This window comes from Candidatus Accumulibacter sp. ACC012 (assembly GCF_907163155.1).
Taxonomy (GTDB): domain Bacteria; phylum Pseudomonadota; class Gammaproteobacteria; order Burkholderiales; family Rhodocyclaceae; genus Accumulibacter; species Accumulibacter delftensis.
In genome coordinates, this window is sequence record NZ_CAJQUC010000001.1 from 30,516 (window position 1) to 43,017 (window position 12,502).

General features: G+C 62.5%; 11 protein-coding genes. 6 read left to right on the forward strand and 5 right to left on the reverse strand.

The window, feature by feature from the left end; all coding sequences use genetic code 11:
- Positions 1 to 123 precede the first annotated feature (123 nt).
- Both QZ648_RS00155 and QZ648_RS00160 read left to right on the forward strand, forming a co-directional pair.
- Positions 124 to 1,038, forward strand: coding sequence for an oxygenase MpaB family protein (locus tag QZ648_RS00155; protein WP_291995772.1), 915 nt, complete (start codon positions 124 to 126; stop codon positions 1,036 to 1,038).
- Positions 1,039 to 1,111: 73 nt separating this feature from the next.
- Positions 1,112 to 1,402 (forward strand): putative quinol monooxygenase, encoded by a 291-nt coding sequence (locus tag QZ648_RS00160; RefSeq protein WP_169065618.1) that lies wholly within the window; start codon positions 1,112 to 1,114, stop codon positions 1,400 to 1,402.
- Positions 1,403 to 1,921: 519 nt separating this feature from the next.
- Here the strand turns inward: QZ648_RS00160 and QZ648_RS00165 are convergent.
- A complete protein-coding gene (locus QZ648_RS00165) occupies positions 1,922 to 2,242 on the reverse strand; it encodes a methyltransferase domain-containing protein (protein ID WP_366144036.1) in 321 nt (106 codons plus the stop codon).
- Between the two features lie 1,246 nt (positions 2,243 to 3,488).
- On the opposite strand from QZ648_RS00165, the gene QZ648_RS00170 reads away from it, so the two are divergent.
- From QZ648_RS00170 to QZ648_RS00180, 3 genes are all read left to right on the forward strand, one after another.
- Entirely contained in the window at positions 3,489 to 4,127 is a 639-nt protein-coding gene (locus QZ648_RS00170) for a DUF47 family protein (RefSeq protein ID WP_169065616.1), read from the forward strand.
- Between the two features lie 13 nt (positions 4,128 to 4,140).
- The gene (locus tag QZ648_RS00175) at positions 4,141 to 5,154 is read left to right on the forward strand and encodes an inorganic phosphate transporter (protein ID WP_169065615.1); all 1,014 of its coding nucleotides are present in this window, start codon (positions 4,141 to 4,143) and stop codon (positions 5,152 to 5,154) included.
- A gap of 104 nt (positions 5,155 to 5,258) precedes the next feature.
- Positions 5,259 to 5,999 (forward strand): DUF47 family protein, encoded by a 741-nt coding sequence (locus QZ648_RS00180; protein WP_291995773.1) that lies wholly within the window; start codon positions 5,259 to 5,261, stop codon positions 5,997 to 5,999.
- A 402-nt stretch (positions 6,000 to 6,401) separates the two neighbouring features.
- On the opposite strand, the gene mepA is transcribed toward QZ648_RS00180, so the two are convergent.
- Both mepA and QZ648_RS00190 read right to left on the reverse strand, forming a co-directional pair.
- Positions 6,402 to 7,256 carry a penicillin-insensitive murein endopeptidase gene (gene mepA, locus QZ648_RS00185; protein ID WP_169065614.1) on the reverse strand — a complete coding sequence of 285 codons (855 nt, stop codon included), beginning with the start codon at positions 7,254 to 7,256 and terminating at the stop codon, positions 6,402 to 6,404.
- A 162-nt stretch (positions 7,257 to 7,418) separates the two neighbouring features.
- Complete coding sequence (locus tag QZ648_RS00190; protein WP_169065613.1) at positions 7,419 to 8,048, reverse strand: class I SAM-dependent methyltransferase; 630 nt, start codon at positions 8,046 to 8,048, stop codon at positions 7,419 to 7,421.
- Positions 8,049 to 8,587: 539 nt separating this feature from the next.
- On the opposite strand from QZ648_RS00190, the gene QZ648_RS00195 reads away from it, so the two are divergent.
- Positions 8,588 to 10,225, forward strand: coding sequence for a DUF1254 domain-containing protein (locus QZ648_RS00195; protein WP_169065612.1), 1,638 nt, complete (start codon positions 8,588 to 8,590; stop codon positions 10,223 to 10,225).
- 220 nt (positions 10,226 to 10,445) lie between these two features.
- Here the strand turns inward: QZ648_RS00195 and QZ648_RS00200 are convergent, their stop codons facing one another.
- Together QZ648_RS00200 and QZ648_RS00205 are read right to left on the reverse strand one after the other, a co-directional pair.
- A complete protein-coding gene (locus QZ648_RS00200) occupies positions 10,446 to 10,985 on the reverse strand; it encodes a flavodoxin (protein WP_169065611.1) in 540 nt (179 codons plus the stop codon).
- 327 nt (positions 10,986 to 11,312) lie between these two features.
- The gene (locus QZ648_RS00205; protein WP_169065610.1) at positions 11,313 to 12,416 is read right to left on the reverse strand and encodes a diguanylate cyclase; all 1,104 of its coding nucleotides are present in this window, start codon (positions 12,414 to 12,416) and stop codon (positions 11,313 to 11,315) included.
- Positions 12,417 to 12,502 lie beyond the last annotated feature (86 nt).

The window sequence follows — 12,502 nt, forward strand, 5'->3', positions numbered from 1 at the left end:
ACCTTCCGGCTCTCGCCGTCCAGGCCGTGGCGGCGAGAAGTGCGGGCCATTCCCATGGCAGCGCCGCGCCGACCCGGTGCCGCCTATAATGATGTGCGTACATAAGGTCGCGAGGCGAAGCCGATGGCCACCGAGCAGGAACCCGATCCCCGCAGAGACTGCCAGACGATTGCCCGTCGGCTGGCAACCATTACCTTTCCCTGGGACACCACGCGGGCGCTCGAACTGGCCCTGTTCCGCACCTTTGCGGCAGCGCGCATTGGCGGTTTGCTGCACGGCAGCGGGGAATTCGAGAGGCGTGCCCAGAAACGTTACGACGACACCGATCTGTTGGTGAGCGAGATCATTGAGCACGGTTGCGACAGTCCGCGCGGCTCGCGAGCCATCGCGCGAATCAACGCCCTGCATGGACGTTTTCGGATCGCCAACGATGATTATCTGTACGTGCTGTCAAGCTTCGTCTTCGAGCCCATCCGCTGGAACGCGCGTTTTGGCTGGCGGCGCATGACTGAAACCGAAAAGCTGGCCTGGTTCTGGTTCTGGTTCTGGTTCTGGCGGCAGGTCGGCGAGCACATGTCGATCCATGACATTCCCGACGACTATGCGGAATTCGAAGGCTATAGCCGCCAATACGAAGCCGACAATTTTCACTGCACGGCCGCCAGCCAGCGCGTCGCCCTGGCGACGCGTGAACTCTTTGCCGCCTGGTTTCCCGCGCTACTGCGGCCACTGGTCCGCAACAGCATTCACGCCCTGCTCGATCCGCCATTGCTTGCCGCGCTCGCTTTGCGCCCGGCTCCGCGCTGGCTGGCATGGCTCGCGGAAAACGCGCTGCGCACACGCGCCCGGGTGCTGCGCTGGCTGCCAAAGCGCCGGCAGCCGAAGCTGCGCACGCAAGTGCCACGACGCGACTATCCCGGTGGCTATCGGATCGAAGGGCTGGGGCCGCCACCCTCGGGTCCGGCGGACGGGGCGGCGACGCTGCGCTGCCCGTTTTCCGGCGAGAACAGGGTCGTGGGAAGGGCTACGGAGAGATAATCAAGCTGCGGCATGGCCATTGCACGCCGCGCCCAGGAGCAAGGATCGAAGCAGGACCAAGGAGGACGAGGTAATGGCGATCAGGATCATGGCCCGGCTGACAGCCCGGGCAGGCAGTGAGGCAGTGCTGGCAACGATCTTGCGCGACTTGTGCGGCCCGAGTCGTGACGAAGGCGGCTGCCTTGGCTACGACCTGTTCCACAATCAGGACGACCCATGCGAGTTCGTGACGGTCGAGCAGTGGAGCGATCAGGCCGCCGCCGACGCGCACCTGGCGACGCCGCATGTCGCCGAGGCTGTCAGGCTGGCCAGCGCGCTGCTGGCGCAGCCACCCTTGATTCACCGCTTCAGGCAGCTCGCCTGACGGCGGCGCACGATCGGCGACCATCGGCGACCATCGTCGTGGCGGAAAGCGCGGTCATGCTTCGCATTGCGCTCGTCGGGCCAAGGGGGGCACGACATAGCAGGTTGCTGGCGGCCTGCCGACGGGCCTCCCGTCCGAGAGCGGGGCAGTCATCAGATACCCGACCAGGGCGTGATCAAAACAGCTGTGAGCGTGCCATCCCGGGCGGTGAGAACAGCGCTTCTCGGCGCGGCAATCTGCCCGCAGGTCATTGCGGGGAGGCGCAGCCGACGTGGCAATCCAGTTTCATCGCCTCACTCTTTTCCGCCGCAGTGACAGATTGGCACATTGATACAGTGGCCATGCAAAAAGCCAAACCTCTAGTTTGCCGCGTCGGCTGCGCCTCCTCGCAATGACGGAGGGTGGGGAGGGTGGGTATGGTGGCCGCAGCGGAAAATGCTGCAGCTTCGGTCAGACAGGCCGTGGCCTGGGGACTCCTGGTGGACGGCCCTACTTCTGCGCCACCATCAGGAAAACCGGCTACTCGCGGTTCGCCGCGCCTTCGCCTTCGCCCTTGGTCATGCTGAACGCGGTCGTCAAACCTGGCTGTTCAAATCCCGCCGCTTCGGCTTTTGCCGCCAGTTCGCGACGATCAAAACCATTGTGGTCCGCGAATTCCTGACCATGAAAAGACCCGCCGTCGGTGTCGAGATCGGCGATGCAGAGGTAGCCTGAAGGCGCCAGCAAGGCGTAGAGGCTGCGCAGCAGGCCGTCGGTGTCCGCGATGTGATGACAGGTCATAAAGGTGTAGATCGGCGCATAGCGTTCTGGGGGCGGGGGATCGGAGACCAGATCGAGTATGCGGCCGGCGGGTCACGTTCAATCGACCGCCTCACGGCGTGGCCGCGGCGAACCATCGGCGATAGATTGGTCGTGTGGAGCTTCCCCGTGCTCGACGATGCTCTGCTGCGGCAAGTTTCCTCCTTAGGGGGATGTCTTTGGCGCCGAGCAGAAATCTCCACTCCGAAGGCTAAAAAAATACAAAAAACAACTTTACATATTTACTGTTTTCTTCTTTCGTGGGTGGCATAATTGCGGTCACTTTTCGCTTCGCTTACAAAACTGGTTTTTTGAGAACGTTGATGCCTTTGTCTTTGCCGCGAGTGCCACGTATTTCTTGTCAGGTGAATGGCGATCACGTTCGTAACGCTCGAATAAAAGGTGTGCGTGTCCGTGCAGCCTGTCTGCGTCTGTCGTGCATCTGTGCCTTCGCCACGCCTTCCCGCGATACGTTGAGCGATTGCCTGGCAGGAGCCAAAGCATCGCTCTTCGGCGTGTCCGGGACCGCGTTTTCCGATGGTGATCGTTCCTCCCCCGTCAGTGCGGCTGCCGCACCAGCGCGGGCGCACATCGCCATCTCTACCGCCAAGGCAACGGCAAGCTTAGCCCCCAGGCCATGCGTCGAATTCCGGTTCAGGCGCTCGCCAGGGCAGCACGGGGTGTTGCGCTTCCACCAGCAGCGACGGCGCGAAGGACGGGAGTTCGTACTTTCGCAGGAGATGGCACCCGGCGCGTGCTTCTTGGTCGGGAGGGCTAGCTTTTCGGACTCTGGCGAGGCCCTCGAAGACCAGTTCGCGGTGCTCGGGAGTCCGCAGGAGAGGTCCATGCGGGTGGCGCAAGGCCATCCATTGCGCAGTGACGTTGTCGCCGAACCAGGCACGCCGCAAATGGCGTGCTCGGTCGGCGAGCTTGCATGGCCAGCCGTTTGTGCGGCGATTCCGCCCCGCAACCGGCCGGCTTTGGCGCGCAGAAACCCGGCGAGATACTCGCGTTGTTCGAGGTTCCATGGTCAGGGCGAAGGGCCGGAGCAGCGCGTCGTGAACGAAGAGAGCAAGCAGAAGGGCTGATAACAAGAGTCAGCTTCCGGTACGGGCGATGTGTTGGAGTCGTCCAGATGGTGGATTTCCGGCCGAGAGGAATCGGTAAGGTGTCGAAAACCGTCTGTGGTTGATCTGATAGTCGCCGCAAAGGGTGCCGAGCTTCGCTCGGCGTGGGGGTTCTTACTGGTGGGTGCCCGAGAGGGCAGATAGCACGGGGGGTTAGTCGTATGTTTAGTAGTCTGATGCCGAAGCGCAAAGAATTTTTTGAACTTCTCTCCGCACACTCCGAACGAGTAGTGGCAGGGGCCAACGCGACCTTGCGCCTGATCAACGGCCTGGGTGACGGTGGCGAGGATATTCCGGCTCTGGTCGCCGAGGTCAACCTCAATGAAAAAGAGGCCGACAAGATCAAGGCCGCCTTGATCGAGCGACTGCACAAATCCTTTACCACGCCGATCAACCGTGACCAGATTCACGCACTGACCACGGATCTCGACAAGACGCTGAATGCGCTGCAGGACGTCGCCAACGCCCTGGGCATGTACAGCATCAAGCAATCGACCGTCGAAGCCCGCGAAATGGCGTCTCTCAGTGCCGATGCCTGCATGCGCCTCAACCGCGCCGTCATGGCCCTGTCCGACAAGACGCGCAGCGCGGAAACACTCAATCTGTGCAAGGAAATCGAGGAGATCGAGAGCAAGGCCGACCGGGTGCAGCGCAAGGCGATCACCGCCCTCTTCCAGGATGGGGTCAATGTTTGGCAAGCCATGAAGATGCGGGAGTTCTACTCGCTTCAAGAGGGCGTCCTGGATCGCTGCCAGGACGCAGCCAAAATGATCGAAGAGATCCTGATCGAAAACTCCTGAGAGGTAGGCCAAGATGGAAGGTTTGACTATCAGCATTTGGGTGCTGGGGTTGCTGATCGCGATCGCCTTGGCGTTTGACTTCATGAATGGATTTCATGATGGCGCGAATGCCATATCGACAATTGTTGCCACCGGTGCGCTGACGCCGAAGCAGGCGGTAATCTTCGCCGCCTTTTTCAACTTTGCCGCCTTATGGGTTTTTGAGCTCAAGGTGGCGGCCACGATCGGCAAGGGCACGGTGAGTCCGCAGTTCGTTGATCACTACGTCATTTTCGGTGCCTTGATGGGGGCGCTGGCCTGGAACATCATCACCTGGTTCTACGGAATCCCGTCGTCGTCCTCGCACGCCCTGGTCGGTGGCCTGGTTGGCGCGACGGTCGCCAAGTCTGGCTCGGGTGCGCCCATCGTCTGGGAGGGGTTCGGCAAGATCCTGGCGTTCATCATCATTTCACCGCTGGTCGGGGTGATCATCGGGGGGCTGCTGATGGTTCTGGTCTCCTGGGTGTTCCGAAAGCACTCACCTCATCAGGCGGGGAAATGGTTCAAGAGCGGCCAGTTGTTCGCGGCGGCGGCCTATAGCCTGGGTCACGGCGGCAACGATGCGCAGAAAACGATCGGTATCATCTGGCTGCTGCTGATTACGGCCGGGGTCGCAACCAAGGACGTGGCCACCCTGCCGACGTGGGTGATCTACTCGTGCTACTTCGCGATCGCCTGGGGCACCTACCTGGGCGGCTGGCGAATCGTCAAGACCATGGGCACCAAGATCACCAAGCTCAATGCGGTCAGTGGTTCCTGTGCTTCGATGGGCGGCGCGATCACCCTTGGACTGGCGACGCTCGGGGGCATTCCGGTGTCGACGACGCACACCATTACCGGCGCCATCATCGGTGTTGGTTCGGCGACCGACGTCAAGGCGGTGCACTGGGCGATCACCGCCAATCTCCTGGTTGCGTGGATCCTGACGATTCCCGCTGCCGGGCTGATGGCGGCGGTCTTCTGGTATATCGGAACCAAATCATTCTAGGCCCCGACGCGGTATTGGTCGGGAACGGCGCCCCGCCTGGGCGCCGTCCCGCCTTGCTCGCGCCATCGCTGCAGCGCCACGTCAGGGGGGCTGCGGAGCCCATAGTGAGCGCGGATCGCCATTGCCCGCTCGCTTCTGGTGTATTGCCGCAGTCATTGCTTCCTGTCACCAAAATTTGTCATACAAATGCCTATCAAGGGGAACTAGCCATGTTACCAAAGCGTTCCGAGTTTTTTTCTCTTCTCACAGCACATAGCGAGCGCGTTCTGGCAAGTGCCAACGCCGTGCTCCGCCTGGTTACCAGCCTGGGCGTCAGCAAGGACGATGTCGCCGCCCTGGTCGAAGAAGTCAACATGAACGAAGCCAGCGCCGACCAGATAAAGAAGGACATGCTCAACATGCTGCACAAGGCGTTCGTCACGCCGCTCAATCGGGAACAGGTCTATGCACTGACCCTCGAACTCGACGCTGTGGTAAACGCAGCCCAGGATGTTGCCCAGTCGGTGGCGATCTACGATGTTTCGGAGGCCACGCCCGCCTCGCGTGAATTGGCTTCGATGGCCGTTGACGCCTGTACCCGCCTCAATCGCGCCATCAATTCACTGAAGGACAAGGAGCGTAGCGAAGAGACCGTCAACCTGTGCCTGGAAATCGAACGTATCGAGGAAAAGGCCGACGCTGTGATGCAGCGGGCGATCAAGACGCTGTTCGAGAATGAGGGCGACGACAATGCCGCTTTGCTGGCCATTCGGATGCGGCAATTTTACTCACAGCAGGAAAGGGTGCTCGCCCGCTGCAAGGAATCAGCCCAGATCATTGAAGGGATCCTGATCGAAAACTCCTGAGGCCACGGTGGAGTGGCGGCGTAACGGCAAGCGAGCGTTGCCGGATTGATCAGTCTCCGCTACAGGAAGCCTCCGGCTTTGCCGGGGGCTTCCTTGTGTGAGCCGAGCAAAGGGTCGGCGAGAATATGGCGCTCGTTGCTGCTGCGTCTTTGCGCCTAGCGTCGGCTCGCCGACTTGCTACGGACGCTGGTTTCGTCAAACTTAGCGGTCATCGCTGAGCCGGAAGCGGTCAAGGTGGAGGCACGACAAAGCTGGCCGATGGTCGCTGCCGGCCCGTCCGAGAGCGGAGTCAGTCATCAATTTACCCGAGCAGGGGGTGATCAAAAAAGCTGTGAGCGTGCCATCGGGGGCGATGAGAAAAGCGCTTCTCGGCGCAGCGATCTGCGCCGCGGCCCCGTGCTCTCAGTTGATCGAGAGGAGCGGCCGGCAAGCTGCCGGCGTCGCCGGCTCGGCCCTGGGAGTTGAGCTTTTTTTCGCCGGTTGGCGGGCCTCGGCGCTGAACCACCAGTCCAGTTCACTGCCGCAACCGTCGTCGGCCGGGATGGCGGCCTGCGGCGTGCACTCGCTGCTGTCGCGCGGGCAGCGCAAGCGGGCGTGGAAGTGGGCGTCGTGTCCGAACCACGGGCGGAGCTTGCGCAGCCACGCCCTGTCGCCATCGCTGGCGCACAGCGCCCGCTTGATGGCGGCGTTGACGAAGATGCGCTCCACGCGGGGATCTTCGGCTGCGGCCTGGAGCAGGGCCAGCTGATCGTCGCCCCAGAGGGCGCTCAAGCCCTCGCCGTCCGGGGTGACCATGCTTGGCGGGTCGGCTTGGTTGGCGGTATCACGGTTGGCGACGGCGGCGGAGGGGGCGAGCTGGAACCAGATGTCCACATCCAGTCCGTTCTGATGGCTGCGGTGCGAACTGGACATCAGCCCGCCTCGGGGCTGGCTCAGATCGCCGATCATAATCAGGTCCGGGCCGCGCGTGGCCTGTTTGCGGGCGAGGTCGGAGACCAGGTGCAACAGATCTGCGTGTCCGTAGAAGCGGTTACGGTAGCGGCGGATACTGACGTAGCCGTCGCCTTCGGCGGGGAGCGTTTGGGCGCCGGCAATGCAGCCGCTGGAAACCCCGCCGATGACCTTGGTGGGGCCGGCGCTGGGGGTCGTTACCTCAGCCCAGGGCCCGGCCAGGGCAGTGCCGGTCACCCCGGCAGTGAGCCAGGTGGCGAGCAGGAGGGCGCGGGTGATGGGGGCTGGCAGGAGGTTTCGATTCATGGCTGAAAGTCTGCGTAGTAGATGCTTGCTGGCGAGGAAAGTGCGGCTGCGCGCGGCGGCGTTCAGTGCAAAGGAGATAAAGCAATCAAGGGAGGGGCGGTGGGAGCACCAGCAGACCAGGCATCGTCCCCGGTCGGGCAGGCGATGCGCGTGTGGACGGCCCTACTTCCGCGCCACCATCAGGAAGACCGGGTACTCGCGTTGCGCTGCGCCTGCGCCCTTGGTCATGCTGAATGCGGTCGTGAAAGCCACCTTTTCAAATCCCGCCGCTTCGGCTCTTGCCGCCAGTTCGCGACGATCAAAACCATTGTGGCCCGCGAATCCCTGACCATGAAAAGACCCGTCCTCGGCGTCGAGATCGGCGATGCAGAGGTAGCCTGAAGGCGCCAGCAAGGCGTAGAGGCTGCGCAGCAGGCCGTCGGTGTCGGCGATGTGATGACAGGTCATCAAGGTGTAGATCAGCGCATAGCGATCCGGGGGCAGGGGATCGGTGACCAGGTCGAGCTTCGTGGCGCGCATGTTGGTGATGGCGTGGGCGGCGATCTTCTCGTTCAACACCGCCAGCATTCCTTCCGAGCTGTCGGCCAGGGTAATGTTGCCGAGCTGCGGCTGCAGGGCAAAGCTGAGCAAACCGGTTCCACAGCCGTATTCCAGCGCCTGCATCTGCGGCGACAGGGCTATCTGGGCTTGAATGGCCTTGCCGACCGCCAGCGCGCGGGACTGCTTGGCGGGATCGGCATCCCAGGTGGCGGCGTTGAGATCGAAATAATTGGGCGCGCTTGTGTTTGTCATGTCACGGGCAGTGGCTTTTGGGCCAGTAGTGGAGGATGTACACGGGTGTCGTCGCTACGTTTCGCTTCGGCGCTCGGCGCGACCACCCCAGTGCTTTGTCGGGATCGACCGTGACTCGCTGGGTTTTCCTGGCTCCCCTGGAGGGACGAAGCACGACCGCCAGTACGGAGCGTAATACGAAGCAGCCGGCAGGGGAAGCGGTGCTGGCTGGGCGCGCTCTTCCAGGGGGCATGTTCTTCGCAACAGCGCTCGGTGTAGAGCGATGATCGACGCTTGCTTCCTCTATGCTGAACGATTGACTTTGGCCGATCCCGCCCTACAATCGCTCTGCTGATCGCCATCGGCGATCCCGTCCAGCACGTCCCATCTGCCGTGCAGCGCCCGCTACTGAGACCGAGGTGGGCGTTTTCGGCCCGGCAGATAGACGCCAGTTCCCGGCTGGCCGTGGGCTGCGCGGCTCCCCGCATCGCCTTCCGGTGGGCACAGAACCACGACGCTGCTGGCGCGTCAGACTGACCGATACTCAAGGAGACAAAGCAATGCAGCCACTCATCAAACCGCTGACTACTCTCGCCTCGTGCCTGCTGTTGGCGCTTCCCCAACTGGCGAGCGCACAGGAAAAGAGCGCCATCCCGGCTTCGCTGACGACGCCCGACAAGGTCGAGACGCGCATTGGCACGCTCGAATTCAAGGATGGTGCGCCGAGCGTGGAAACGGCCAGCAAGGTCTATGACACGCTCGACTTCACGCGTGCCCTGAACGTCTTTAACAACAGCTTTCGTGGCGCTTCGGCGTATGCGATTCGCAAGGGTTTCCTCAGCATTGGTGCCGAGGACAACACGGTGGTCATCTTCCCCGACTTGATGGATGCCAAGTCGCTGTTTCTCACCGCCAACGCCGACACGGTCTATTATATGGCGGTGGTGGATCTGAGCAAAGGGCCGATGGTCGTCGAACAGCCGCCGCAGGGTCTGGGCACGATCAACGACATGTGGTTCTCCTGGGTCATCGATATCGGCTTCCCCGGGCCTGACCGCGGCGAGGGCGGCAAGTACCTGCTTTTGCCACCGGGCTACGACGGCCCGCTTCCGGATGGTGGTTTCTTCATCGCACGTGCGCAGACGACACGGGTACTCTACGCCGCGCGTTCCTTCCTGGTGGACAACGACCCGAAGCCGGCCGTCGATTTGATCAAGAAGAGCATCAAGATCTACCCCTACACCGCGGGCGGCGTCGGTACCAGCATTGCCACCGCGCTCGCCGGCGAGGTCCGCCTGGGACGCAACGCGGCGATTCCCGAGACCAGATTTGTCGAGGCCAGTGGCCGGGTGATGAACACCATTCCGCCGAACGACTACTCGTTCTTCGAAATGATCAACGAAAACGTCCAGCAGGAGCCGGCCGGCAGCTACGACGTGGAACTCAGCGGGCAACTGGCGGCAATCGGCATCGTCAAAGGCAAGCCTTTCAATCCTGACGAGCGGATGAAAAAGATTCTCACCGACGCGGCGGCCGTGGGCAACGCCGCAGGGCGCGCCCTGAACTGGCGTTACAGCCAGGCGCATGACTGGAACTATTATCCGGGGTCGCAGTGGGGCAACATGCTGTGGGAGGGCGGGGCGAACTTCGAGACGCCGCCGCCGCAATTGACCAAGGAGGGCATGTTCAAGCCGCTACCGCCGACCGGGGCGCGCACGCTGGACTCGCGGACGGCGTTCTACTATGGCTACACCCTCGACTCCCCGGGCATGATCATGCGCATCCCGGACGTTGGTTCGCAGTACCTGATGGGTTTTCTCGACGCCAACAGCGAGCCCTTCGACGGCGGCAAGACTTACAAGCTGACCCTGCCGAAGGATATCCCCGCGCGTGCCTTCTGGTCGTTCACCGTCTACGACAATCAGACACGTTCGATGCTCGACACGCCGCAGCGCTACCCGCGCGCCGGCAGCCAGACTTACCCGTCACCCGCAGCCGAAGCCAACGCCGATGGCTCGACGACGATCTACTTCGCTCCTACCCAGCCGGAAGGCATCAAGCGCGGCAACTGGATCCAGACCCTGCCGGGGAAAGGCTGGTTCACCATCCTGCGTCTCTACAGTCCGCTTGAATCCTTCTTTACCAAGGCCTGGCGCCCGAGCGAGATCGAATTGGTCAAGGGGGGCAGCAAGTCGTAGGCGATTTCTGCCCGAGCAGCGTCACTTCTCTGCGGCAGGTGCTCGGTGGTGGTGCAAAACCGAGCTGGGAGGGCACCATCTGCGGGCATTCCGGGAGACCTCAGCCGATCGCTGCAGGGACCGGACTGCGCCCTCCTGCCGCCGCTTTCCGGGGCGGGCGCGCCGACGATCAGCAAGGCGCGGCAAGCTTGCAGACTTGCCAAAACGCCAAGCGTCGTCATCACACACCCGGCAGCAGGGCCGGTCGGACCTGCGCCAGCCAGCTTTCGACGCGTTGTCCGGTCAATCCCGGCTGGTTGATCTGGTCAAGCGCCAGGCCAAGGAAATGCTCGCCGGCGACTGCCCGAGAAGCAGCGAAATCGTAGCCGGTGGTCGGCCAGCGCCCGACGACGCGGGCTCCGCTTGCCAATAGGGTGCTCTGGATAACAGCGATCGCGTCGACGAAAGCGCCAGGATATTGTTTCTGGTCGCCGACACCGTAGATGGCAGCTACCTTTCCGGACAGGTCGGCGCCCGCCAGTTGCGGCAGAAATGCCTGCCAACTTGGCGGGCACGCGGCGACGGAGCGGTCTGGCAGCTGGCCGCCGCCGTGCGTCGGGCTACCAAGGATCAGGGCGTCGTAGGCGAGGAAGTCGGCCAGCGTTGCGCGGCCGATATCGATCGGCGTGCTCGCTGCGTCACCCAGACTCTTGGCGATGTATTTGGCGACCAGATGCGTACGGCCGCTCTCGGTACCGAAGAAAATGCCGATCTTGGTCATGATCGTCACGCCGCCAGGGTTCGATTGTGCTTCGCTGCCTTCGGCAGGCAGGCATCGCTGACGATGGCGTCGGCGGTGTAGAGCAGATAGGGCGTCGGATAGTGAATGTTTTCCATGTGATCTCCTTGTCGATGAAGATCCCTAAGCAAGGAGCGTGCCGTGTTCGAGGGCGTCCGATTCCACGCTTTGCCGGCTGGCGGCGCGGGCAGGGCCGGCATCGAAGTCTCCTCCGGAGTGCTCAGCTTGGCGCAGGCGAGAGGGGGGGATTCCGTGGCGCGCACCGAGCAGGCTCGCTGCTCGCCTTGCCTCCCTGGCCTGCTGGCTCGGTCAGTCCGCCAGCACGCGGTTGCGGCCCTGTGCCTTGGCGTCGTAGAGCAAGCGGTCGGCGCGCTCCAGGGTCTGGGTCACGCTCTCACCGGCACGGTGTTCGGTCAGTCCGGCCGAAAAGCTGACGTGCAAGCGCTTTTCGCCAAAAGTGAGTTCCAGCTTCGTCACCTGCTCACGCAGCCGCTCCATGGTGGCTCTAGAAAACTCGATGCTGGTGTCCGCCTGCATCAAGACGAACTCTTCACCACCCCAGCGCGCCAGTACGTCCGAGCGGCGCAAGACCGCCTGCGCGCTATTGGCAAAGGCGCGCAGTACGGCATCACCCGCGGCGTGGCCATGCCGGTCATTGACGCGCTTGAAATGATCCATGTCGAGCAGGGCCAAGCAAAAGCCCCGTCCGGAGCGCAGACTGCGCTGAGTCTCCTGCTCGAGCAGGACCTGCATGTGGCGGCGATTCAACAAGCCAGTCAAGTCATCGTGTGCGGCCATGAGCTTGATCTGTTCGAGTGCCACCGTCAGCTCTTGCTTTTGCTGGCCCAGGCGGCGGCGAATGCGGCTCAAACGCCCGGCCAGGACCGAAACCGCGGGAACGACGATACTCAGCATCATGAAATGCGCCAATTCAACGGTCGGCGGGTAGCTATCGGGATCGATCGAAGTCATCAAAGCCATGCTCAGGCCAAAGGCCAATAAAGCAAAAATGCTGATCCCAAAGGCGCTGGCCGCGCGTAGGCCGAACATGCCGAACATCAGAATGATCAGCAAGTTAGGGAACGCAATTGCGCGCACCGGGCCCATCAGCGCATAACCGCTGGCGCTACAGATAATGGCAATGGCCATCTGCGGCAAGGTAAGAGAGGGGTCCTTGAAGTGCTGTGACCAACCGCAGCGAATAGTCATATAGACCATGACGATGGCGAACAACGAACTCAGCGTCCAGAGATGCAGCGGAGCACGCGGCAAGTGCAGCGCCCAAGCTGCCCACAGTACGACCGCCATGCCGGTGAGCATCAGCAAGAGGCCCAGTCCGGTCTGCGCCACGCGCAAGCGCATGGCCGGGTCGGTGCCGAGCAACAGCTCGCCAAGGTACTGATTTACGGACATATTGCGGCGCATTGGCGTGGCATATCCGGGTGGGTGGATGACGTCTTGTCTGGTGCTTACGAGAACGCAGTGTAGCGCCTCGCGAC